This window comes from Streptomyces sp. NBC_01446, from assembly GCF_026340095.1.
In the GTDB taxonomy this organism is placed as follows: domain Bacteria; phylum Actinomycetota; class Actinomycetes; order Streptomycetales; family Streptomycetaceae; genus Streptomyces; species Streptomyces aureus.
This window is the reverse complement of record NZ_JAPEPO010000004.1, coordinates 35,414-59,920: the sequence shown is the minus strand read 5'-3', so window position 1 is coordinate 59,920 and position 24,507 is coordinate 35,414. Positions and strand designations below refer to the sequence as shown.

General features: G+C 72.0%; 16 protein-coding genes and 1 pseudogene. 4 read left to right on the top strand and 13 right to left on the bottom strand.

The window, feature by feature from the left end; translation table 11 throughout:
• Positions 1–8: 8 nt before the first annotated feature.
• Genes OG456_RS50155 through OG456_RS50095 form a run of 13 tightly spaced genes read right to left on the bottom strand, consistent with a single transcriptional unit; the run spans position 9 to position 15,279 of the window.
• The gene (locus OG456_RS50155) at positions 9–380 is read right to left on the bottom strand and encodes a hypothetical protein (RefSeq protein WP_266571857.1); all 372 of its coding nucleotides are present in this window, start codon (positions 378–380) and stop codon (positions 9–11) included.
• Between the two features lie 10 nt (positions 381–390).
• Positions 391–2,697, bottom strand: a complete 2,307-nt coding sequence (locus tag OG456_RS50150; protein ID WP_266571855.1) for a hypothetical protein — start codon at positions 2,695–2,697, stop codon at positions 391–393.
• A 39-nt stretch (positions 2,698–2,736) separates the two neighbouring features.
• Positions 2,737–4,191: a baseplate J/gp47 family protein gene (locus OG456_RS50145; RefSeq protein WP_266571854.1), complete on the bottom strand. Its 1,455-nt coding sequence runs from the start codon at positions 4,189–4,191 to the stop codon at positions 2,737–2,739.
• Positions 4,184–4,654: a hypothetical protein gene (locus tag OG456_RS50140; RefSeq protein ID WP_266571853.1), complete on the bottom strand. Its 471-nt coding sequence runs from the start codon at positions 4,652–4,654 to the stop codon at positions 4,184–4,186. The genes OG456_RS50145 and OG456_RS50140 overlap by 8 nt, the downstream gene beginning before the upstream one ends.
• Entirely contained in the window at positions 4,654–6,567 is a 1,914-nt protein-coding gene (locus OG456_RS50135) for a hypothetical protein (RefSeq protein WP_266571852.1), read from the bottom strand. The genes OG456_RS50140 and OG456_RS50135 overlap by 1 nt, the downstream gene beginning before the upstream one ends.
• Complete coding sequence (locus tag OG456_RS50130; protein WP_266523966.1) at positions 6,551–7,093, bottom strand: hypothetical protein; 543 nt, start codon at positions 7,091–7,093, stop codon at positions 6,551–6,553. Before OG456_RS50130 ends, OG456_RS50135 begins: the two co-directional genes overlap by 17 nt.
• Entirely contained in the window at positions 7,090–7,584 is a 495-nt protein-coding gene (locus OG456_RS50125; RefSeq protein ID WP_266571851.1) for a hypothetical protein, read from the bottom strand. Before OG456_RS50125 ends, OG456_RS50130 begins: the two co-directional genes overlap by 4 nt.
• On the bottom strand, positions 7,584–8,918 hold the full coding sequence (locus OG456_RS50120) for a hypothetical protein (protein WP_266571850.1): 1,335 nt from the start codon (positions 8,916–8,918) through the stop codon (positions 7,584–7,586). Before OG456_RS50120 ends, OG456_RS50125 begins: the two co-directional genes overlap by 1 nt.
• The gene (locus tag OG456_RS50115) at positions 8,918–12,199 is read right to left on the bottom strand and encodes a hypothetical protein (RefSeq protein ID WP_266571849.1); all 3,282 of its coding nucleotides are present in this window, start codon (positions 12,197–12,199) and stop codon (positions 8,918–8,920) included. Before OG456_RS50115 ends, OG456_RS50120 begins: the two co-directional genes overlap by 1 nt.
• 15 nt (positions 12,200–12,214) lie before the next feature.
• Entirely contained in the window at positions 12,215–12,520 is a 306-nt protein-coding gene (locus OG456_RS50110; RefSeq protein ID WP_266571848.1) for a hypothetical protein, read from the bottom strand.
• 53 nt (positions 12,521–12,573) lie between these two features.
• Positions 12,574–13,038, bottom strand: a complete 465-nt coding sequence (locus tag OG456_RS50105) for a hypothetical protein (RefSeq protein ID WP_266571847.1) — start codon at positions 13,036–13,038, stop codon at positions 12,574–12,576.
• Positions 13,039–13,055: 17 nt separating this feature from the next.
• Complete coding sequence (locus tag OG456_RS50100) at positions 13,056–14,306, bottom strand: hypothetical protein (RefSeq protein ID WP_266571846.1); 1,251 nt, start codon at positions 14,304–14,306, stop codon at positions 13,056–13,058.
• 19 nt (positions 14,307–14,325) lie between these two features.
• Positions 14,326–15,279, bottom strand: coding sequence for a hypothetical protein (locus tag OG456_RS50095; protein ID WP_266571845.1), 954 nt, complete (start codon positions 15,277–15,279; stop codon positions 14,326–14,328).
• Positions 15,280–15,465: 186 nt separating this feature from the next.
• Here OG456_RS50095 and OG456_RS50090 point away from each other — a divergent pair, with 186 nt between their 5' ends.
• The 4 genes and pseudogenes from OG456_RS50090 to OG456_RS50075 all read left to right on the top strand — a co-directional run bounded on the left by OG456_RS50090 (position 15,466) and on the right by OG456_RS50075 (position 24,420).
• The gene (locus OG456_RS50090; RefSeq protein ID WP_266571844.1) at positions 15,466–18,090 is read left to right on the top strand and encodes a beta-propeller fold lactonase family protein; all 2,625 of its coding nucleotides are present in this window, start codon (positions 15,466–15,468) and stop codon (positions 18,088–18,090) included.
• A gap of 353 nt (positions 18,091–18,443) precedes the next feature.
• Positions 18,444–21,059 (top strand): beta-propeller fold lactonase family protein, encoded by a 2,616-nt coding sequence (locus OG456_RS50085; RefSeq protein WP_266571843.1) that lies wholly within the window; start codon positions 18,444–18,446, stop codon positions 21,057–21,059.
• A 110-nt stretch (positions 21,060–21,169) separates the two neighbouring features.
• Positions 21,170–21,427 (top strand): annotated as a pseudogene (locus OG456_RS50080) (IS1380 family transposase); the annotation flags it as partial.
• Positions 21,428–21,807: 380 nt separating this feature from the next.
• Positions 21,808–24,420 (top strand): beta-propeller fold lactonase family protein, encoded by a 2,613-nt coding sequence (locus OG456_RS50075; RefSeq protein WP_266571842.1) that lies wholly within the window; start codon positions 21,808–21,810, stop codon positions 24,418–24,420.
• Positions 24,421–24,507 lie beyond the last annotated feature (87 nt).

The window sequence follows — 24,507 nt, the reverse complement described above, 5'->3', positions numbered from 1 at the left end:
CCGTACGGTCAGGTGGAGCTGAGCGGCCCCGTCGAGGAGGCCGCCAGCGTGTTGCCGTACTTGTCCTTGGCCGTGTCGCCGTCGAGCAGGACGCCCCGGCCGTCGGCCCGCAGACGGCGGTTACTCGCCTGCAGGGTCACGGTCGATGCACCGACCACAGCCACACCACTGGAGTTCGCCCCGGAGAAGCCGAACTCGCACGTCGCCTCGTGCAGCACGAACGCCCCTCCCACGCTGAGCGTGCTGGAGGCAACCTCCTTCACCTCTCCGGCGGTCCACTTCCCGCTGTTGGCGCCTTCCACGAGTTCGTTGGGCTGAGCCGCCTTGCTCGCGGTCGCCGTGATCCCGCCCCGCACCACCACTACCTTGTCGTCCGCCAATGACTTCTCCCTACGTCTCGTTCAGCGGCCGCTCGGCATGGCTGCCCACGTCGCGCCTGCGCCGGTAGCGGCGGTACGTGCGCGATGCGTCCTGCGTGGGGAAGGCATCGCCCGCCACGTCCGCCCCGAAGTCGACGTGATCGCGCCGCAGTTCGACGGTGTTGATCTCGATGCCCAGCGGACACAGGGTTTCGAGGATGTTCATCACGTAGCTGTACTGCTCGCGGTCGAGACGGGCGTCGCCGGGCAGCTCAACCCGCACCTGGTAGGGATCGGCCAGGCCGCGCCGGGTATGGCCGAGGCACACCAACAGGGCCAGCCCCTCGCGCTGCGCCACGGCATGGATGCGTCCGCCGGAGGAGTTGACCAGGGACAGCGGCAGGTCGTCGGTGGCAGGCAGGGGCGGACGGGGGACCTCGGTGACGAGCCACTGGAACTCGGCGGGCGGCGCCTCGCCCGGCTTGGGGGGCCTGCCGGGCAGCAGGCTCACCGCGGCCAGCATCAGCACCCGCTGCGCCTCGCGGTCGAACACTCCGTACACGCTGTAGAAGCCGCTGTCCAGCAGGAGTCCGGCCCGCGCGGCCACGGCACCGCGCAGCGCCTCGCCGCTGCCGAGGGCACCGAGCTCGGCCACGGTGAACGGATAGGCGACGATCTGGTCGAGTACGACCACGTCGAGGACCTGTGCGGCGAAAGCCGCCCCGTCGGTGGCGAGCAGGTCGCCCGCGACGAGCGGGGCCAGTGCCTCGGGCGGGGTCACTCCGGTCCGCCCGGAGAGGTCCTGTAGGGAGGTGGCCAGGGCATCGCCGGTGATCTGCGCGGGGGCCGGACCGAGACCTGCCTCGGAGAAGCGCGTCGCCGCCCGGTGCGCGGCCTCGCCGGCCAGCGGGTGGAGGCCGCCCCAGGTCGCGTCCGCCCGGTGCCCGGCCTGGTAGCCGGCCTGTTCGGCGACGGCCATCCGGGACGGCCCGTCGATGGCGAGTCCCGCCATGGGCAGGCTGGAGACGAAGAAGGCGTCGTCGGTCAGCGGATGCACGGTGCGCAGCCCGCACGGCTCGGCCAGCCAGCGCCCCACCGGGTCCTCGGCGAAAGGACGGGGAACCAGTGTCGCGGCCAGCGCCGACAGCTCCGACTTGGCCCGGGCCAGCCCGTCCACGGCCGCGGCCATCGCTGTCAGCCGCTGCGCGCCGAACCGCCCGAGTGTCGCGCCCAGGCCCAGTTCGTGCAGCGGGTCGGCTTTCTCCACGTGGGCGCGGAGCAGGGACACCGGACCGGAATCGCCCAGCGCGCGCATCAGGCGGACCATCCGGGCCAGGCAGACCGCCAGGGAGGGTGCCAGATGCCGCACCTCGGGCGGGCCGGCGGGCCGGGTCACCTCGGTGGTCAGCACCCGGCGTACATCCTCCAGCTCCCGGCGCTGCTCCGGCGGCACCAGCGCCGGGAGCGGCTGGTCGAGGTCGAGTAGGTACACGGTGCGCAGCAGTTCGTGGACCTGGGCGCGGACGGCCGCCCCGCCGGGGCCGACATCGACCAGGCAGATGGCCAGGGCCAGCGGGTTCTGCTCCTCCACCAGGCGGAATCGCGCGGTGACCCCGAAGCCGCCCGGCAGCCCGGTGTTGCCGTCCGTGTCCGCGCCCGGGCCGTTGAGGGCCCGCCCCAGCCCGGCGGGGGTCGGCAGCCGCCAGGAGGTGAAGATCTTCAGGCGGCCGCGGTACCGGTCGTCGTCCTCGTCGGGCAGGCGGTACACGCCGAGATCGCGGCCGAGCGAGTCGAGAGCGCCCGAGAAGGCGAGTCCGACGTGCCGGCAGGCGGCGATTTCCCTGGCCTGCCGGAGCATCCGCTGCTTCTCCAGCGAGGCCAGGTACACGATCCGCGCGAGCACCCCCTCCAGCAGGACGCCTTCGACGAGCTCCGCGGCCCGGTCCTGGGCGAGGGCCGGTCCGTGTGCCGTCTCGTCCGGCACCTGGTCGTGGCAGCGCGGCGCCGCTACCTCGTGGACGGCGACCGTGATCTCGGCTTCCGGCGCGGGCAGCAGCACCGGCAGCAGGGTGCCCGGGCCGGAGAAGGGGGCGAAGACCAGCGGCGGCAGCTCCTCGGCGCCGGTCTGCGCGCAGCTCACGACGATGGCCTGATCGGCCAGTGGGGTGCGCAGCCGCATCAGCAGCAGCGGCTCGTGGATGTGCTCCGGGACCGACAGTCGGCCGCCGCTCAGCGGCAGGAGGCGGGTGCGGGCGCCTGCCGCGTATACGGGAGGCAGCGCTGCGAGGGCGCTCTCGAGACCGGAGTCGGTCAGCAGACGGTTGCCGGGCAGGGTCATCGGGGGTCCCTCGGGTCGGGTGACATCGGCATGCGTGCCTCACACGATCCGGATGTCGTCCGGGGAGCCGACGAGCTGTGCGATCTCCGTGGGGCCGACGAGGACGTCCTCCAGTGGCCGGAGCGGCCGGAGGGCCTGGGGGACGGTGCCGCTCCCGCCGGGCTGGTCTGCGCCGGGCTGGTCCTCGCCGGGCTCGGCGGCCGCCAGCTCACCGGCGGACAGTTGGGGCGGATAGCGCCGCAGCACCAGGTCCCGGGCGTCCACAACCCCCGGTTCCTCCATGACCGCCCACATCACCTCGCTGTAGCGCACGGGCTCGCCGATGCCCAGGGCCAGCAGCCGGCGCCGTACCCGGTCGAGGATGCGCTGCTTGAGCGCGACGGCCTCGGGGGCGGCCTGGACGGTGGCCCCCGGCCCCACCGGGATGGGCAGCCCCTCCACCGAGATCGTGCAGGTGAATCCCACGCTCACCTGTCGCGCCCGGTCGATCTGCGGGGCGATGCCGATGGGCCGGACCTGGTCTACGGCCGCCTCCACCTGGGCGTGCAGCTGCTCCCAGATGGCGCCTTCCTCAGGCGCCACCAGGACGGTGAAGAAGTACGGATTGCCGAGGCTGCGCTCCTGGGAGAAGAGCCGCTCCAGGAACGTGAAGCTGCCGAAGATGGGCTGGTTGATGTCCAGCCCCCCGTAGAGGTCCTTCACCAGCACCTGGCGCACGCCCGGAACGAGGGCGACGGTCAGACGCACGGCGTCGGGGGACCACACGTTGCGCGGGTAGGACAGCAGCAGATCGCGGTAGCGAGCGTCGCTCCAGTACGTCGCACCGCCGCTGGTCGCGGTGGTGTGCTCGACGACCACCGGCTGGGCGCCCAGGCGTTCGGCCAGTTGGCGCAGCAGCGCCGTGCCGGGGTCCTCCGGGCGGAAGCCCACGATCCGGTCCGCCGGGGAGCCGAGCGGGTCGATGTCGGACTCCGGCCCCGGCACCAGTGCGGTCACCGGGACGGTGGCCTGGCGGACGGCGTTGCTGAGAGACACGTCCTGGTCGACGAAGAACTCCAGGCCCCCGTCCGTGAGCAGGCGGGCGCCGCGCTGGAGGGGGAGCTGGGGGACATCGGCCGGGAGGTCCTGGGCGAGGGAGAGCCGGATCTGGCCGGTCGCCCGGTGGTGCGGGCGGGGCAGCCCCAGTTCCTCGCCCAGCCGGGACAAGGCGTCACCGACCGCCGTGCTCACCCGGGTGTCCTCGTAGGCGAGCCCGAGATGCACCCAGGTCCGCGCCTCCTCCAGGGCGACGATCTCCAGGATCTTGCGCAGCGCGCTGCCCGCTGTCAGATCCACGTCGGATCCGAACAGCACCCGCGCCGCGGCCATCTTCTCGTCCAGCAGCCGCGCCAGCGGTTTCGGAACGAACCCCTCCGGCGTGATCCCGAAGGCCTTGCCGGTTCCGCTGATCCGCGCCAGGTCCTCCAGGTCCGTCGTCTGCACGCTCTCAGTCATCCGCCGTGACCTCACCGATCACCGTCTCCACAACCCCGCCCACCACGGTGCGCACCACGACGTTCACCTTCCAGCGGCGGGTGCCAGGGCCGGTCTCCTCCAGGGTGAGGTCGAGCACCTCGGCCACCCGGGAGTCGGCGGAGACCGTGCGCAGCACGGAGAGCCGCAGCATCTCCAGGGCCAGGGGAGGGGTGAGGCCCTGGGTGAGGACGTGCAGCCCGTCGAAACCGAAGCGCACGTGGAGCGGGTCGGATCCGGGCGGAGTGAGCAGCGCGACGGCGAGGTCCTGCGCCAGGTTCTCCTCGCCCTCGACCAGCGCGAGTTCGCGCCCGCCGACGAGAACCAGATCGTGCCCGAGGCTGTCGGCTCCGACCGGTGCGAGGGCCAGGCCGTGGCCCAGCCATCGGCGCTTGAGGGCCGTCGCGCTCGCGGGGGACGGGGCGAGGAGGGGACCGGGCGGCATCAGGGCACCTCCACGACGGAGTTCGTACGGAAAGTGATCTTCTCGGCGGCCAGCGTGAGGTTGGCGTCAGTGCTGATCTCGATGTTGCCGTGCCCGTCTATGCTGATCCGGGCATTGGCGACGGCGTGTTCGATGATGAGCTCCCCGTCGGCGGCGTCGTCGGGGCGCTGGCCCACGGGCTTCATCAGGCCCCGGCCGACGGTGATCCGCAGGCCGCCGACCTGAATCACCCGGTTGCCCAGTCCGTTGATCAGGTCGTGGCTGGCCGGGCCAGTGGGGCGGGGGGCGGAGGCCGGGTCCGGGGCAGACTCGCCCGAGTCATCGGTGCCAGCCAGGTTCGTCGGCAGACTCAGCCACCAGTCGCCCAGGTGGGAGCGCGGTGCCGCGCCGTCCTCCCAGAGCGCGCCGGCGACGACGGCGTTCTGGAGCTCCTCCCGGTAGTGCAGGCTCATCACGCGCATCCCGGGATAGTGCGGCACGACGAGGCCCGTCCCGCCGTAGGCGTACGGGGTGAGGTAGGGCTTGTCCACCAGCTGGGTGGGTGTGGTCGAGGGCGCGGCCCGGGCCGGGACGTTGGGCGAGGGCGTGTCGGCCAGCCCTTCGTCGACGGCGAGCGACTGGGCGGGGACGTCGTGGCCGTCGCGGAAGGTGGCGGCGACGTCCTGTCTGCGGACCATTCCCACCTCGTGGGTGCGGCGCTCGGCCGCAGCCTGCCGGCGCTCTTCGGCGAGGGCGGCCGCGAGCCGGGACGCCTCGTCGCTGCTGCCCGACCGCGTGCCCAGAGCCGGGCGGTCGTCGGCGGGCCCGCACTGCACGGTGAGCCGGGTGACGAAGCCCGTGGCCGGACCAAGCTTGTGCACGAAGCCGACGACGGTGTAGTCGAGGGGGTTTCGGTCGTTTGGGCCGGTGAAGACATCGCCCAGCGGGCCGATCGCCGAAGTCGCCAGCGTGCCGGTCAGGCCGGCAGGCGAAGGGTTGGGCAGATCGGCGCGTACCACGTCGCCGACGGCAATGTCCGGGCGGCCGAGGAGGGTGAGGATGAAGCGCCGCACCTTCGGCGTGGCGAAAGGTGAGCCCAGCAGCATCGCGTCCGGGTCGGGCTCGATCAGCGGACGGCTCTCCACCAGCCCGGTCTGCGGTGTCAGTTCCCAGCGGTGGCCGTCCTTGACCTTGCCCTTCGCGCGCCCCACGTGCAGCCGGCCCAGACGCAGGAACATCGGCACCTTGAACCGCTCGGGGCCGCCGTGGGTGAGCTGGGCCACCTGCCCGAGGAGCTCCACCACGGACTGGGCGGCGCCGGCCTCGAGTTTGCGCTCGACCGGAATGTCCTGGCCCTCGCCGTCGACCGGGATACCGACCGCGGTGTCCGTCACGCACAGTTCCGTCGCGTACCCGATCACGGTGCGCAGCTTGGGGTTGATGGGATGCTGCGGCTTCCGGCACCGCATGCGGTGGAAGGCGGAGTCGATGCCCGAGAACCTGGCCCGGTAGGTGAACTCGCCGTGGGCGCGCTCCACTCTGAGGACCCGGCCGTGCAGGACCGTCTCGAGGCCGTCCTTCTCGCCTCCCGGGGCGCCCGGCAGGACGGCTCCGACGGCCGCTAGGGCCGCCTGTACGAAGCCCAGTCCGCGATCCCACCAGCCGAGACGGATCTCCACGTGCATGTACTCGCCGTGGGCGATCGCGTCGTAGTCGCGGTCCCGCATGCCGTCCACGGTGATGTCGAACGTCGCTCCGCGCAGGTTGTTGTCGGCCTCGATCGCGAGCTCGGCCGGGTAGTCGGCGTGGGACAGCCGGAGCGCGGGGGCGCTTTCGTCCGGGAAGCCCTTGCCGTTGTCCTTGCGGAAGACCAGGGCCCATCCGGCCTGGAAGCCGACCACCTGGCCGGCGGCCGTGTCAGTCGAGAAGGTCATATGGATCTCCTTCGGGGTGCTCGGGCTGGCGGATCCGGACCGGGCTGTCGGCCGCCGGGAGCCGTACGCCTGCCAGAACGCGGCTGCCCACGTCACCGGGCTGTACCAGCGAACCGGCCGCGAGCCGGAGATCGAGGAAAAGGACTTCGAGCAGCAGGCTGCTGCTCGCGGAAGTCCCGAACGGCATCGGGCGCCCCACGACGACGGGCGCCGAGCCGATCACCCTGCCCGCGTCCACGACGACGACATACGGCCGCACGGCGGCGGTCGTCAGACTCTCCGGCGGCGGCGCGGCCAGAGCCGCCCGGGCGTCCGCGGCGGACGTCGGGCGGCGGGCCTCCTCCTGCGCCCCCTCCACGACCAGCGCGGTGGGCTCCATGGTCAGTGTGGCCACGAGGTCGGCGGTCATGGCGACGAGGCTGACGGTGAGGGCCCGGCCGCCGGCCGTGACCTGAACCTGCTGGGGCAGGCCGAGCGCGGGGTTGAACGGCAGCGGGCTGTACCCGGCGGGCAGGACGCGCGTCACAGGAACTCCGTCAAGGTCGAGGCCGCCAGGGCGCCCGCGTCGACGAGGAGGTCGACGGGACCCGGCGGCGCCACCTGATGCAGTCCGATAGTGACCTCGGTGGTGTCCAGGCGTTGCGGCGACGCCGTGAAGGACAGGTCGGTCACGTGCATGTTCATGCGCACCGCCATCCGGGTCGCGAGCACCAGCCCCGCGTACCTGCCACCGGTGAAGCGGCCGAGGGCTCCGCCGCGTTTGGCGAAGTCGGCCATCAGCTTCAGGGCCTGCATCCAGGCATGCCGCTGGGGCCCGATGAGCAGGGCCGTCAGGGAGGCCGTCTCCGTGGCGTTGCCCACCGCGGCCCGGAACGAGGGGGTCCCGATCGGCGGCAGCGTGTAGCGCTCGCTCAGCGATAGCCGCTGCACCGCGAACAGCGGTACGGCCAGCAGGCCGTCGGTGATGATGGCCGCGGGCAGGCTCTGGAACTCGTCGAGCCGGGAGGAGGAGGTCATCAGTCCCTCACCACCGAGAAGTACATCCGCACAGCCGAGCGGGGCGTGCCCACCTCGGAGGTAAAGATCCGCTCGAACTCGTCCCTGAGCTCCGGCGAGTTGGTGACCCACTCCACCCCGTACAGCCCGTTGTCCTGGGCGAAGACGAGCTGGCGCTCCATCTCGGCGGCGAGCGGCATGCCTGCCTTCTCCTCGTACCCGGCGATCAGTTCACGCGCCGTCAGCGGCGGCTGCCCGCGCATCTCGGTCACGACGTCCGCGGTCCGGTGCTGCTGCCAGGGCCGGCCGCCTCGGCCACGCAGAGGGCGGCCCGACTCCGAGAGCAGCGCCTGCGTGTGCTTTGCCTCCCGCACCCAGCCGTTGACGATGCCGCCGATGCTGACCGTCTCGAAGGACCCCACCGGAGCGGGCAGAACTCCGGTGCATTCGAAGGGAGTTCCGGTCACCTTCTCCTGATAGGCGCCGGCCCGATACTGCGGCCCGCGCCGGGGGACGGCACGTCCCGGCCTGAGCCGGCCATGGGCGACCAGCACCGCGATGGCCATCCGGTTGCGCTCCACCAGATCGTCGGCACCGGCCAGGATGTTCCGGACCGCGGCGGCGACCGCCCGGTCCCCGTGCTCGGCCCGGAAGGCGTCCACCAACGCCAGCGCCGCCGCGCTGACCTCCTTCGACTGCCGGCCCAACTGCTCGGCCGTGTACGGCTTGTGGGGGCCGGTGCGGCCGGCCCGCTTCGGCGCGGGCGGATGCGCCTCGATCGCCTCGAACAGGCGCCTGCCGGCCGCCACGGCCGCCTCTCCGGTCCCCGGTGCCGGACGCGGCGCGGTGGTGCCCGCGCCGCCGGGACGGACGGCCCGGGCACTCGGCTCGGGCACGGGAGCGGACGAGCGCGAGGGGCCCGCCGCCGTCTGAAGTTGACTGCGTACGGCCGTCCGCAGATCGTGCTCGCTGTCGCCCAGCATCCAGGTGACCGTCTGTTCCAGCGTCCGCAGCTCGTCCAGGGCGGAGACCAGCGTCCGTAGGTCCGCCTCCCGCGCCGCGGCGCCGCGTGCCGCGCTCCCTGCCCCGCGCAGCGCCTCCCGGTCTCCCAAGAGTCTGTTCAGTACGTCGTGCAGGGTGCCGCACGTGACGTCGAGCCGGCGCTCGTGCACCCCCACCGCGCGCATCAGCAGGACCCTGGCCAGGTCGTATGCGAGCTCCTCGGCCCTGCTCCCGCCGTGCGCAGCGCCCAGCACCCGGATGATCCCCTGCATCTCGGGACTTGTACGACCCCAGCGCTGCAGCTGCTCCAGCAGGGCGCCCCGGTCGACGCCCGCAGTGCCGAGCGTGGCCATCAGGCGCCCCCTTCTCCCGGCCGGTCCGACGTCCCGTGCAGCAGCCCCTGTTCACGGGCCCAGTCCGTGACCACGGGGCCGAGCACGCGGGCCGCGAGCACGTCCATCACCTGCGTCACGGCGAAGGCCGTCACGGCCTCGCGCAGGGCGTGCCTGAGCATCTGCTCGGTCGTATCGGCCACGATGGTGCGCCGAGCGCTCCCGGCCACCGTGCTCACCGCGGCCCGCGCACCGGCCTGCCGGCCCAGCTGCAGGGCCTCGGTCGCCCCGCGAGCGATCGCCGTCGCACCCCCGGCGACACTGCCCACGTCGAAGACGGAGAAGGCGAGGCCGATCAACGCCATCAGTTCGGCCAACTCCACGTCCTGCCACCGCTGGAGCGCCTCGGGATCCTCCAGGGCGCGGTACAGCCCCACTTTCTCCTGCGCCCCCAGGTTCTCGTGCACGGCCAGGCCCAGACTCACCGCCGAGGTGACTGCTCCGGCGAGCGCCGCCCCCAGGGGAGCGCACAGCAGGGCGAGCACAGTGATCCCCGCGGTGGCGAACACCTGCTTGACCGCGTCGAAGCCCGCCTTCCGGCCGATCGCGAGGTTCACCCCCTCCGCGTACTCCGGGACGTCTCCCGCGTAAGGCCGCAGTTCGTCGTCCGACATCGCGTGGATGCCCGACAGCGCGAACCACAGCCCGCGGGCGTCCTTTCCGCCCGTCCGGGCCACGAACTGGGATGCCTCCAGGGCGAAGAAGGCGCCACTGTGCGCCTCCGTGGCCTTGCGTGTCATCTCCTCGTTGGCCGCGGCCAACGTGCCCAGCAGCTCCGTGAGATGGCGCCGCAGGAAGCCGGGGTCGCCCTGGGCCGAGGCAAACACCCGCTCGATGTCCTCCACCTGGAAGTAGAGCGGGTCGACCTGGTTGACCAGAGTGCGCCGGGAGAGGATGCCCCTTTCCAGATCCTCAGGCGTCCAGACCCGGCCGCCCTCCACCGCCGCGTAGCCGGTGCCCCGGCGTTCGATCCGGGCGTCGACGAGTTCGGACAGCGTACGGGGGTTCACCTCGCCGATGGGGGCGGGTTTGGCGTAGTCGTACTCGTGATCGCCCGCGTGATACCTGGTCTGTCGCCGGGACAGCACCTCTCGCACCGTTCCGATCGCTCCGATCCGCTCGGCATGCCGTACGGCCCTGCGCAGCACCAGCAGTTTCACCGCGCTGCCGCCGAGGATGTCCAGGACACGGGCGAAGTGGTCCAGGGTCTCTTCGGCGTTCGGCCCCCGGCGCTGAGCGATCGCGGCCCCCGAGGAGCGCAGCTGCTGGAGCAGCAGGACGCGGCAGGTCTCCGCGTACAGGTGCATGCAGCTGTCGGACAGCACGCCGTGCACGTCCGTGAGAAACCGCAGGGCCCAGGCCGCTGCCTGCGGCCCGGGAGTGCCGGGGTGCGGCCGGATCAGCGGGGCGTTCTCCGCGAGTTGGTAGGCCGCGACGATGTCGTCGGCCAGCCGGCGCAGCAGGGCGACCGCCCGGGCCAGGATGCGCAGCTGCTCGACCTCGGGCGCCTGGCCGGGACGGACGTCGACGAAGCCGTTGTTGCCCCCGCCGTCGGCCCGCACAGCCACCTGGGTCGTCACCGGGCTGCGCACGGAGGCCAGCCCCACTCCGCGGGCGCGGACGGCGACCGCCCTCGCGCAGTTCAGGGTGAACATACCCGGATGGGCGCACTCATCGACGTCGAGCAGGCGCGCGACGCGCCGCATGTTCTGGGCGAGCGCGTCCTGGCGGCTGACGAGCGCGGTCAACGCCGGTTCGCCCTCGTACGCGGCGCACACCACGTCCTCGCCCGGGGCGTCCGTCCCCGGCCAGACGCGTTCCGGCCCTTCGGGGAGCGAGCCGCCCGCTGCGGCCCCGCCGGCGTCCTCGGCACCGGGTACGGCGCGCTCGGGCCGAGCCTCGCCCGGAGTCGGTGGTGGGGCGGGGACCCCGGGTCCGGGCGGGGACGCGGAACCGGGCTGTGGCTCAGGCTTCGTGGTGCCCGGCGGTGTGGCCCCGCGCTCGGGCTTGGCCGGGACCGCAGGCTTGGTCCCGGGTGCGGGTGCTGCCGGCGCGGGCTTGGGCTTGGGCGTAGGGCCGAGCCTGGTCCCGGGCACGGGGGCGCGGGCCGGTGCGGGTGCGGCCTTGGTCCCGGATCCGGAGGCGGCCGGGGTACCGGATGCGGGCCTACGGCCGGAGGCAGCCGGTCCGGAGCCGGGCGACGCTGCCCTCGATTCCAGGCCGGCCGGTGGCAGGGCGGTGACGAAACGGATCGGCGAGGGAGTCGTGGCCTTCAGCACTGCGAACATCCGGCGATCGCCGTGCAGGCGGAACAGAACCGTCGGCTCCCTGGCCCCGCCCAGCATCAGTTCGGCATAGCGGCGCCGGGCGGCGGCCTGGCGGAGGGGATGGCCGGCCGGTTCGTGGCCCGCGTCGAGCAGCTCCGTGATCAGCTTCTCGATCTCCTCCACCGTGCCCTGGCGCTCGGTGCGCTCCAGGTCGTGATACGGGGCCAGGCCGCCGGTGACCGTGGCCTGGCGGAACCCGACGCGGCCCCCCGGGCGCGGCTGCCATGTCAGCAAGTCCAGCTCCTGCCAGTTCTCGCGATAACTGCCCTTCGGCAGCTGCCCGACCGGATCGATGGCGGTCACGTCGCTGATCCACACCAGAGCGCGCCGCTGCCGGCCCTCGGCGCTCACCAGTCCCGCGTAGCCGGGGCAGCCATGGATCTCCGGCTGCCACACGGCGCCCGACCGGTCTAGGTGTTCGCTCCAGGCGACCGCAGCGGCTTCGTTGACCGTCAGGACGGTCCCGGCGGCGGGCCGCAACGATCCCGGGGCCGGCCTGTCGCCCCGCTGATGGAAGAACCGGACGGCCTCCTCCTTGCCGGGCCGGTCGTAGGAGGGGGTCCGGTAGGTGGCCCCGTCCTCGTCCCGTCCCAGCCGCGACGCGTCGAACGGCTCGGCGCGCACGGACGGCGCCGGCCAGCGTCGCAGCAGGCCCGACGCCGAGATCCCGGCGGTCACGCCCCGGGTGGCCGCCCGAGCGGCGCGCTCCCGCAGCTCCTGTGGGGCCGGTCGGCCGGTGAAGACCGGATCCGGGCGGTCGACAACGATTCGGCGCCCCGATCCGCGCACGTCCAGGACCTCGCGGCGCGCGGTGAGCAGGGCGGTGCGGCAGGCGTCGCCGACCGCCCGCTCCAGGAGCGTCAGTTCGTGCCCGGTGACCGGTTCCACGAGGGTGACCCGGATGGGGACGTGCACGTGCAAAGACACCTTTCAGCCCCGCTCGGTGTACGCGTCCATGGCATGGCGGACGCGGCGCAGCGCGTCGTCGACCGCGTCGCGGATCGCGAGCGAGTCGAGTGCGCCGACGACCTCGACGGTCACCGGCAGATGTACGTGGATGTCGTGCCGGCCGTCCTGTCCGGCGAGGGCCAGTTCGGCCTGACTGCCCTCCAGGGGCACGACCAGTTCGTCCCGGCGTACCAGAGCGGTGCCGGTCTGCCGGACGCGGCCGCCCCACGGCTCGGCGCCGTGGCCGTCAGGCCGGGTGCCGTCCGGTTGTCCGGTCGGGTCGTTCATCGGGTCCTCCTGGGTGCGCCGGAATCATGGTTGCCGTCCGCGCCGCGGCGCTGTCAGGTGATGGGGGTAGGCAGCGTGCGCTCAATGCCGTCGTCGACCACGGCCTCGCGGGCGACGCCGGAGAACGTCGCGGTGGGCGCAGCGTTGGGAACCGCGTTGGACGGGTTGGCCGAGGTGATGAGGCACTTGTTGAAAAGGATGGACTTGAAGTCCCACTGGCCGGTGCTCCCCTTGGCCTCGTACAGCCCGATGGAGAACTCCTGCCCTCTCATCGCCAGTTGGGTGAGCGAGGCGGACGCGCCGCCGATCGCCTTCACGGTCATGGTGAAGGTGAAGTTGGCCGGATGGGCGACGTAGCCGACGTGGGTGGCTTCGAGGGAGTGGATGACCTCCCCGCCCAGGTTGAACTGGGGGGCGAAGGAGTCCACGGGGGTCAGCGGATGCGCGGTCTGCCCCTCCACGATGACGGCGAGCCGCGACTGCGTCCAGTCGCTCGATGCGGGTGCAGGAGTGGTCACAGCGTCCTCCGGTGGACTCAGGCCTTGAGCGCGAGGTTGATGTCGAGGAAGTGCACGGCGCCGGCGTAGGTGACGGAGAGCAGCACCTCGACCGTGCGGTCCCGGCGCGCGCTGCTCAGGGTGCTGGTCTGTCCGGGCGTGCGGGCGGACTCCTCCGCCTCCAGGACCGGCAGCAGCGGAATGTCGATCGTGTAGCCGGCGATGATCCCGGATGTGAGGAGGGGGCTGAGGATGCCGTTGATGCGCGACTTCAGGCCCTGCATGCCGAGTCGGTCGATGCGGGTCTCGCCGATCGAGCCGATCAGTCCGGCCTTGAGCTGGAACTCGATGTGGTCCAGGACCCGGACGATGTCGACGAACAGCTTCGAGGTTTCCGTCGTGAAACAGTGCCCGGAGCCGAGGAACAGCCCCTCGCCGGGGATGAGTTCGGGGTCGATGACCGGGATGATCAGCTTCTCGGCCAGGTTCTTGATCTCCGTACCACTGAACTGCCGGGCCAGCGGGATCCCGAAACCGCGGACCTGCTTCATCAGCACGCTCGCGTGCGGGGGGTACCCGGCGATGGCGCCGGTCACTGCGGCGGCCACATCGGGCTGTTCACCGGTCTCCTTGTCCTTCTCCACGCGCGCGGCGACCAGGATCATCCGGCTGGAGCCGCTCTTGACGTCCGTGTACGTGCTGGCGGCAGCCGCGGCGAAGGTGGCCCTGTCCTCGTCGGTGGGGTCGAGAGGGAGGTCGGGGTCGACCATGCCGACCCCCATCCGGGCGGAGCCCGCCTCGCTGACGTTGTCCACGTGCTCCTTGAGCCGCTTGAGCTGGTCCACGCCGGTCTCGCCGGCCAGGCACACCAGCTGCACGGGCAGGGACTCCGTCGCCTTCAGCGCGGCGTCGTAGTCAGGTGCCGCAGCAGCGGGCTGCTCCCCGCCCGGGCCGCCCCCGCCGGGCGGGGTCTCCACGGGGCCGGTGGGAACGGCGTAGACGCGCGACGGCGCCGGATCCTGGAGCAGCGCGGCACACAGGGCGCGGTAGAGCGGCCCCGCGCTCGTGACCGCGCGCGTCTTGGTGTCGACGACGGCGAAATGCTCACGCGCCTCGGCTTCGCTGCCGATCTGTACGGGGATGTTGGGCGTGACGGTGACCCCCGTGCCGGGCGCGCCGACGATGGCGATGTTGCCCGTGGCGCGGCGGGCCAGCGGCTGCATGCCCCGAGTGTCGATGGTGACGTTGATGTACGGGTACTCGGGTGCGATCTCGTCGGTTGGGGCCATCGTGGGCACTCCCGTGCGGTCAGGGCACCGCCACCGGCACGATGCCGAGGGGCCGGAGCCGGAGGGCGAGTTCGTCGAGGCGGGCGGTGCGCACGCCGGCGGTGTCGGCCGGGTTGGGCCCCTGAGCCGTCCCCGGCAGGTCGGGCTCGTCCAGGGCGGCCTGCGGGAAGAACATCAGGGCCGGCAGCGGTGTCCGTACGGCTGTGCCGACCGGTGGCCGCGGAGGTTCGGCATGTGGCGCGGCCCGCGCCCTGCCGGTCTGGATCTCGGCGAGCCGCGCGGCCAGATCGCCGAAGGGCTCGTCGACGGCGAAGCCGAGGCACTGCACCGGGAAGTCGGCCGGTGCGGGTGGCTTCGTGGAGTCCTCCACGAAGTTCAGGCTCAGCCGTTGCGGCCTGCGCGGTGGGCTGAGTTCCGCCAGCAGCTGTTCGAAGGTGAGTGGTCGGCTGCGGAGCAGGGTGCCCAGGGGCGCCTCGCCGCTGGTCGTGAACCGGTCCTCCAGAGAGGCGATGAGCGCGCTCAGCCGCCGCTGCTGAAGCGCCTCGCCCGGCGCCGGCAGGGCGCCGTCCTCCGCCACGATGCGCGCGTCCACCGCGTCGAGGTCGGCGATGCCTCGCAGGTCCCGCATCTCGGCCTGGGTGATCGAGGTGCGTACCCCGGACAGGGGCGCCAGCAGCGTCAGATCCAGCCGCGCGTCGGCGCCCACCACGGGCCCGGCGAGTGGCAGTTGGGCGGCCAACCGCCACTGCTGGCCCGACTGCACGCCGTGCATGTGGGCCTCGACGGGCTGCACCACTCCGGAGGTGGGCATGAGGGCCACCTGCCGTGCCTGCACCCCGGTGACGGGCCCGACCGTCGCCTCCTCGGCGGTGAACGCCGCGTGCAGCAGCCGGTCACCCACCTCGGGCGTCAGGAGGGCTGCGCATTCCCCCGCATCGAGCAGGCGCAGCAAGATGCGGTCGCGAAATCGCATCAGATCTCCCTCCGGTCCTCGCGCGGCATGCGGCGCCCGCCGCAGCACAGACGAAGTACCAGCGCCGGTCGCGGCCGACACGCCGCCCGCCGCGGCTTCACACGTTCCGGCGACGGACCGGAGCCGACTGGCCGCGCCCGGGGTGTCGGCGCCCACCGGTCGGCGGACGGACTTCACGGTGGGCAGATGGTGAACCCCAGCACCGCCCCGATCCCGCTCGACCTGCGGCCGTTCGGCGCGGCCATCGCACCGGACGGCCGGCGCCTGTACTTCACGAGCCCCGACGACACCGGAGCGGTGTTCGTGGTCGACACCACGAGCCACTCGGTCATCGCGAAGCTGGCCTGCCCAGGCGCAAGAGCAGCCGTCATGAGCCCCCACGGGGACCGGCTCTACGTCGCCGGCGACCCGGGCAACCAACTCTTCGTGTTCGACACCCGCACCGACACCATCGTCGAAACGGTCGCCCTGGACGCCGCACCACTGAAAATGGCGCTGACACCCCCGGGCACCCGCCTGTACATCACCTACAACGACGTCGGCCAGGTCGCGGTGGTGGACACGGCGAGCGGCCAGGTGATCCGTACCATCGGCCTCGGAGGCGACCTGCTCGGCGTCGCCATCGCCCCCGACGGCCGTCAGGTGTACGTGACTGACCTGACCGGGGGGACCCTCCGGGTGATCGACGCGGAGACCGACACGCCGCTGGCGATGCCGCCGATCGCCGTCATGCCGTTCCCCCGTGCCCTGGCGGTGTCCCCGGACGGTCGGCGGGTGTTCGTGGTGCACGGCCAGGACGGCACCGTCTCCGTGGTCGAGCCCGCCTCCGGCACCGTACTGACCACGATCCCTGTCGGCGACTTCCCCAAGGAGACGCTGATGTCGGCGGACGGCAGACGCCTGTACGTCTCCAACGCGGAGGATGACTCCGTCTCCGTGATCGACACCGAACGGCTGGTGGTCGTCCGTACGATCCCGGTCGGCGGGCCGCCCGCCGAGATGGTGCGCACCCCGGACGGGCACCGGGCTTACGCCGCGGGATTCCGGACCAAGCTCGTGGTGCCTTTCGACACCCGGACCTTCTCCCGGCCCGTGGGACCACAGCCCGAGGGCGTGGCCCTCTCGCCCGACGGCCGGCGGCTTCTGGTCGCCACCACGGGTGCGGACGCGCTCGCGGTGATGAGCACGGGCGAAACACAGTTCACCGCGGGACAGGCACCCGTGGCGATCGACGTGTCGCCGGACGGCGGGACGCTCTTCGTCGCCAACACCGGCTCGAACGACGTGTCGCTGATCGACACCCGCACCGGCACGGTGACCGCCACGGTCCCGGTCATGGCCGCGCAGTCGGTGGCGGCCTCCAAGGACGGCAGACATGTGTACGTGGCGGGCTCCGGCGCGCTGTCCGCGATCGAGGTGGCCACGGCCCGGGTCACCGGCACCCTCCCGGTGGGGAGCCCCACGGCCGTCGCGGTCGGCCCGGACGGCCGACATGTCTACGTCACGGACGCGGCGACCAACTCGCTCCTCGTGGTCGACACCGCTCAGCTCACCGTCGTCGGCGCGCCGGTGCCGGTGGGCTCCAACACGCCCGCGCTGGCGGTGAGCCTCGACGGCAGACAGGCGTTCGTCTGCAACTCCGATACTGGCGTCACCGTCGTCGACACCGTGAGCCTCACGGTGACCGCCACCATCGAGGTGCCCGACGGACCTGAGTACGTGTGCGTGAGTCCCGACGCACGGCACGTGTACCTCAGTTGTCCGAGCGCCAACACCATCAGAGTCGTCGACGCGGTCTCCCGGACCCTGACCGGGGACGCCATCCCCGTTCACCGGACCCCGCAGGCCTGTGCGGTCGGCCCGGACGGCCGACGGCTCTACGTCGCCTCCGCCGGGGCCGGAGCCGTCGAGGTCGTCGACACCGCCACGCGTACCTCCCTGGAGTTCCTGCCCGCCGGCCCGTTCCCGGCGGCGCTGGCCCTGAGCCCGGACGGGGGACGCGCCTATGTCCTCGGCTCCGAGGCGGAGGTGGTCACCGCTGTCGACACCAACGTGACGCAGGTACCCGTCGGCGGCCGGCCCCTGGACGTCGTGCCGGCCCCGGACGGGCAGCGCGCCTACGTCGCCGGCTCCTCGGACGGCACCGTGTCCGTGATCGATCTCGCCTCGCTTCCGCACACCACCGGCCCGGCGATCGCCGTGGGCGGCCGCCCGCAGGCCGTAGCCGTCAGTTCGGACGGCAGCCGCCTGTACGCGGCTGACCAGGCCTCCGGCGATGTCGTCGTCATCGACACGGCCACCGGCGCCGTGGCGGGCCGGCCGATCCCGGTCGGCGGCATTCCGGCGGACCTGGCGCTCTCGCCCGACGGCGCGCACCTCTATGTGACGGACTCCGGCTCGGGCACGGTCTCGGTGATCGACACGGCCCTCGGCCAGGTGACCGGCGCACCCGCCCCGGTCGGGGTCGCACCCTCCGCTCTGGTGGTCACCGCGGACGGAGGCCGCCTTTTCGTCGCCGACCCCGGCCAGGACGCGGTGCTCAGCACGGACACCGCCACGCTCGCGGTGACCGGCCGCGCCGACCTGCCCGCGGCCCCGCAGGGCCTCGCCCTGGGCCCGGACGGGCGGAGCCTCATGGCCGCCCTCCCCGCGCTCGGCGCCCTCGCAGTGATCGACACCGCGACCCTACAGCTGCGCGAGCCACCGATCCCGGTGGGCGCGGCGCCGCACCGGGTCGCCGTCGCGCCCGACGGCCTGGTGGCCTACGTGACGAACGCGGGCTCGGGCACCGTGACTCTCGTAGACCTTTGAAGCTCGTGACTCTCGTACACCATTGAGGATGCGGTGGACCTGCGAGATTGCAGAGCCGACGGCCCGGTTTCATTCTGAAGACGTGCCGACTTCGAGCACCGGCCCCATTCCCCGACGGGCGCCGCGTCTATGAGCGACTCGGAAGCGCCGAGCGACAGCGTCGCGCCGCCTGTTCTACATGGCGCAGCCCGACGCGGGCACGGTCACGGCCGTCGACACACCGCGCGTGGGTCACCAACGCCGCCTCCAACTCCCTGGCGGTAGTTGATTGCTGAACGTCCGTTGGTACGCAGACCTTGGGGCGGGGGGCGCCCCGGATTGCGGGCATCACCGGCCGTGCCCATGCTGAAGAAGTGATCGATTCCCTGCCCGCCGTCGTCGCCCTCGCCCACCAACCGGACGCGCTGGCGATCTCTCCGGACGGCCGTTCCCTCTACGTCTTGCTGACCGACGGCACCCTCCTCTTCCTGGACACCGTCGACAACCGGACGACGGGCACGGTCGCCCTGAGCGAAGGCGGTTTCGTCGCCCCCACCCCCGACGGCCGCCTGTACGTCAGCAGCCCGACGGCCAACGCCGTCCACGTCGTCGACACCACCACCAGGACCCTCCTGCGCACCGTCGCCGTCGGCGCACAGCCCCGCGAACTCGCGGTCACCCACGGCGGCCGGCGGGTCTATGTCGCCCAGGACAACCAGGCAGTGTCCGTGATCGATACCGCCGCGGACACGGTGATCCGTACGATCCCCCTCAGCGGCGACGTCTCCGGACTCGTGGCCTCCCCGGTGGCCGGCGGCCCCGTCTACGTGGCCATGGACACCGTCAACATCGCGGTCATCGACACTGCGACCGACACCGTGGTGGGCACCCCGGTCCCGGTCGACGTGGAAATCGTGAGCACGGCAGTGTCACCGGACGGCCGCCTGGTCTTCGCCGCCGGCGGCGAAATCGAGTCGGTCGCCGTCGTCGACGCGGCCACTCGCACACTGATCACGAAAATCCCGGTTCCCGGTGGCCCTCTCGACGTCGTGGTGTCGCCGGACGGTCGTCGGGCCTTCGTCGCCGCATTCGACGCGGACGCGATCTCCGTCATCGACACCGCGACCTTCTCCGAGCTGCGGAGAAACCCGCTTCAGGGGGCCCCGTTCCGGCTGGCCCTGACCCCGGACGGTCTGCGTGGCTACGCCGCGGCCCTCAAGCCTGGCTCCCTCCAGCAGTTCCCCACCCACACGCGCACGGCGACCGTGGGCGCTCGCCCGGAGGCGGTGGCCGTATCGCCCGACGAGCGGCGGGTCTACGTCGCCTGCACCGGAGCGGACGCGGTCGCCGTGGTCCGTACCCAGGACGCGCAGATCGCCACCGGTGCGGGTGCGAGCGCTGTCGCCGTGACGCCGGACGGACAGCAGGCGTACGTCGTGAACTCCGCCGAGGACACGGTGAGCGTGGTCGACACGCAGGGCGAGAGCGTCGTTGCCACCGTCCCTGCACCCGGGGTCGCGCTGGCCATGGCCCGGGACGGCCGTCACGTGTACGTCGTCGGAGGCGGCCTCCTCTCGGTGATCGACACGGGGACGCGCCAGGTAACCGAAACCCTCTCCGTGCCGGAGGGCGCGCAGGGGGTGGCCGTGACCCGCGACGGCACCCGCCTGTTCGTCACCGACTCGTCGACGGGGACCGTCGTCGTGATCACGACGAGCCCGCTTGCGGTGCTCGGCGGCCCTGTCGCCGTCGGTGGTGACAGCGGCCTGCAGAGCGTGGCCGTGACCCCGGACGGTCGACAGATCTACGTCGTCAATACCAGCAGCAACAACGTCGCGGTGATAGACGGGCTCAGCCTGCAGGTCTCCGCCGTGATCGCCGTGGGGCAGTTCCCGTCTTGCTTGGCGATGAGCCCGGACGGGCGGACCGTCTACGTCACCAACCTCGAATCCGACAGCGTCTCCGTCATCGACACGAACACCCGGACGGTGGTCGGGGAGCCAATCTCGGTCCCGCGTAGCCCGCAGGGGGTGACGGTCGGCGGCGACGGACGCCACCTGTTCGTCACGGCACGGAACTCCTGCTCGGTCAGCGTCATCGACACCACGACCCGCACCGTGATCGCGAAGGTTCCCGTCGGGTCCCTCCCGACGGACGTCGCACAGTCTCCGGACCAGCGCCGGCTCTACGTCGCCAACAACCGCTCCGACACCCTCTCGGTGATCGAGATATCCCCGACGCCGGTGCGGGTGGGCAGCAAGCCGGTAGCGGTGGCCCTCACGACGGACGGTCGGCGCGCCTATGTCGCCGACTCCGGCTCCGGCACGGTGTCTGTGATCGACATGACCACGACGGCGCTCGCCGGGGCACCGATCACCGTGGGCGGCCGTCCCCAGGCGATCGCGTTGAGCCACGACGAGAAACGGCTGTACGTCGCCGACTCGGCCACCGGCCACGTCATCGTCGTGGACACCGCGACGTCGACCGTGCTGGACCCACCGGTCGAGGTCGGCGGCACCCCCTCCGCGATCGCCGTCGCGCCCAGCGGCACGCGCGCCTATGTGGCCGACGCGGGGTCCGGGACCGTGTCGGTCGTCGACACCGGGACCGGTGCCGTCGTCGGTGAGGCGATCACCGACGCCCTGGCCCCGGCCACCGTGGCGGCCGCTCCCGACGGGGGACGGGTCTACATCGCCGACGCCGGTTCCGACGCCGTCCTGGTGGTGGACTCCGACACGCTGACCGTCACCGGCCGCATCGCGCTGCCGGGCACCCCGAACGGCCTCGCCGTGTCACCGGACGGCCACCGTCTCCTGGTCACCATGCCCGCCCTGAAGACGCTGTTGACGGTCGATCCCGCCAGCCTGACCGTCATCGGCTCCCCGATCCCCGTCGGCGGCGCTCCACACGGCGTGACCATCTCACGGGACGGCCGACGGGCCTATGTGGCGAACGCCGCGTCCGACTCCCTCTCGGTCGTGGACCTTTGACCACGACGCCGGGCCCTGCCGACCAGGTGGGCTTCGCGGCGTGCGCCCTCGCGGCGCACGCCGGGAAGGCGTGGACGCGAAACGGGGAGATTCGGCTCGGTGACCTCCAACCCACCGTCTCCCGCCTGATCGACACATTGGCCGGCACCGGGCCGTGTGCGCTTGCTCGCCGCGATCCGGCGTGCACGGGCCGAACTCCGCAACCTTGTCTGGCGGTTGGCCCGCAAGGCGGCCCGGACGCGGAAGACAAAATGGTCGTGGACATCGAGGGGGTGTCGGTCCTGGCCCACTCCGAGAAGCAGAACGCCACCGCGACCTGGAAGAAGACCTTCGGGCATCATCCGCTGGTTGCGTTCGTCGAACACGGCCGCTAGGACACGGGGTCGGTTGGCCGTTCCCAGGGGCGGCGGAGGTCTTCGGCGAGCGGGCGGGCGAGGCGGAGCTGGATGTGGGCGGCGATGATGAGCCAGGTCCACAGATCGGCGGTGTGCGCGTCGCGGCCGACTGCCCGCAGCCGGGTCCCTGGCCCAGGCCGACACCGCCACACTGAGCCTCCTGGGGGGACCCCACCCCGGTCAGGAGCGTGCCGCACGGGGTCACTGTCTCCGCCGACGGCCGTCGCGCCTGGGTCACCAACGTGGCCTGTAACAGCCTGGCCACGTTCGATTGCTGAACGCCGTCGGTATGCGGTCCGTGAGGGGGTTCCGTCCCGATTGCGGGCGTCCCTGACCGCGCCCATGCTGGACGAGTGATCGATACCTTCCCCGCCGTCGTCGCCCTCGACCACAGACCGGGCGCGCTGGCTATCTCTCCGGACGGTCGTTCCCTCTACATCTCACTCGACGATGGCACCCTCGTCTTCCTGGACACCGGCGACAACCGGGTGACGGGCACGGTAGCCCTCGGCGATGCCGACGTCGTCGCACTCACCCCCGACGGCCGACGCCTGTACGTCGCCAGCCCGACGACCAACGCCGTCCACGTCGTCGACACCGCCGCCAAGGCCTTCGTGCGCACCGTCGCCATCGGCGCACGCCCCATCGAACTCGCGGTCACCCCCGACGGTCGGCGGGTCTATGTCGCACAGGCCGCCGAAGCGGTGTCCGTGATCGACACCGCCGCAGATACGGTCATTCGTACGATCACCTTCCACGACAGCACCATCGCCGTCGGTGCCTCCCCAGTGCCAGGCGGCCCCGTCTACGTGGGGCTCGGGAGCGCCGTCGCAGTCATCGACACCGCGACCGACACCGTTGTTGGCACCCCGATCCCGGTCGCCAGTGGCATCCAGGGCGTGGCCATATCACCGGACGGCCGTATGGTCTTCGCTGCCGGACCGGAGTCGAACACCCTCACTGTCATCGACGCCGCCTCCCGCACGGTGACCGCGACCCTCCCAATGGGCGGGTTTCCCACCGACGTCCTGGTGTCACCGGATGGTCGTCGGGCCTACGTCGCCGACGCCTTCGCGGGCGGGATCGTCGTCGTCGACACAGCCTCCCTGTCCGAGCTTCGGAGAATCGCGCTCCGGGGAGCCCCGCTCCGGCTGGCGCTGACACCGGACGGCCAGCGCGGTTACGCCTCGGCAAGCGAGGACAAATTCCTCCAGGCCTTTCCCACCCTGTCCCACACCGCGACCGTGGGCGCACACCCCGAGGCGGTGGCCGTATCGCCCGACGGGCGGCGTGTCTGCGTCACCTGCTCCGGGTCGGACACAGTCGCCGTGGTCCGTACCCAGCCCGAACAGATCGCCACCGGTGCAGGCGCCCAAGCTGTCGCCGTGACGCCGGACGGACAGCAGGCGTACGTCCTGAACTCCGACGCAGGCACGGTGAGCGTGGTCGACACGCAGGGGGAGAGCGTCGTCGGGACCGTCCCCGTGCCGGGGGCGTTCGCGCTGGCCATGGCCCGGGACGGCCGTCACGTGTACGTCGTCGGAGGCGGCCTCCTCTCGGTGATCGATACGGGAATGCGCCAGGTCACCGGAACCCTCCCCATACCGCAGATCGCACAGGGGGTGGCGGTGAGCCCCGACGGCACCCGGGTCTTCGTCACCGACTTCACGGCGGGCACGGTACTCGTGATCACCACGAGCCCGCTCGCGGTGCTCGGCGCCCCCGTGGCCGTGGGCGACCGTCCCAAGGGCGTGGCCGTGACGCCGGACGGCCGGCAGATCTACATCGCCAACACCCACTCGCAAGGCGTCGCGGTGCTCGACGGGATCAGTCTGCAAGTCTCCATCATCGGCACGCCGGGGCGGGATCCGGACGACGTGGCCGTCAGCCCCGACGGGCGGACCGTCTATGTCATCAACAGCGGCTCCGACAGCGTCTCGGTCATTGACACGAACACCAGGTCGGTGGTCGGGGAGTTGATCATGGTCCGGGGCCGGGAGGGAGGGGTGGCGTTTGCTGATGACGGACGCCAGGTGTTCGTCACGGCGGTGGACTCAGGCGTGGTCAACGTCATCGACACCACGACCCGCACCATGATCGCGAAGGTTCCCGTCGGGCCCCTCCCGAGGGGCGTCGCACTGTCTCCGGACCAGCGGCGCCTCTACGTTGCCAACAGCGGTTTGGGTAGCCTCTCGGTGATCGAGATATCCCCGACGCCGGTGCGGGTGGGCAGCAAGCCGGTAGCGGTGGCCCTCACGACGGACGGTCGGCGCGCCTATGTCGCCGACTCCGGCTCCGGCACGGTGTCTGTGATCGACATGACCACGACGGCGCTCGCCGGGGCACCGATCACCGTGGGCGGCCGTCCCCAGGCGATCGCGTTGAGCCACGACGAGAAACGGCTGTACGTCGCCGACTCGGCCACCGGCCACGTCATCGTCGTGGACACCGCGACGTCGACCGTGCTGGACCCACCGGTCGAGGTCGGCGGCACCCCCTCCGCGATCGCCGTCGCGCCCAGCGGCACGCGCGCCTATGTGGCCGACGCGGGGTCCGGGACCGTGTCGGTCGTCGACACCGGGACCGGTGCCGTCGTCGGTGAGGCGATCACCGACGCCCTGGCCCCGGCCACCGTGGCGGCCGCTCCCGACGGGGGACGGGTCTACATCGCCGACGCCGGTTCCGACGCCGTCCTGGTGGTGGACTCCGACACGCTGACCGTCACCGGCCGCATCGCGCTGCCGGGCACCCCGAACGGCCTCGCCGTGTCACCGGACGGCCACCGTCTCCTGGTCACCATGCCCGCCCTGAAGACGCTGTTGACGGTCGATCCCGCCAGCCTGACCGTCATCGGCTCCCCGATCCCCGTCGGCGGCGCTCCACACGGCGTGACCATCTCACGGGACGGCCGACGGGCCTATGTGGCGAACGCCGCGTCCGACTCCCTCTCGGTCGTGGACCTTTGACCACGACGCCGGGCCCTGCCGACCAGGCTGGACAATTTGTATATCCCCGTTAGAAGCCGTCTCTTTTCCGAATCTGATGTGCGAGTT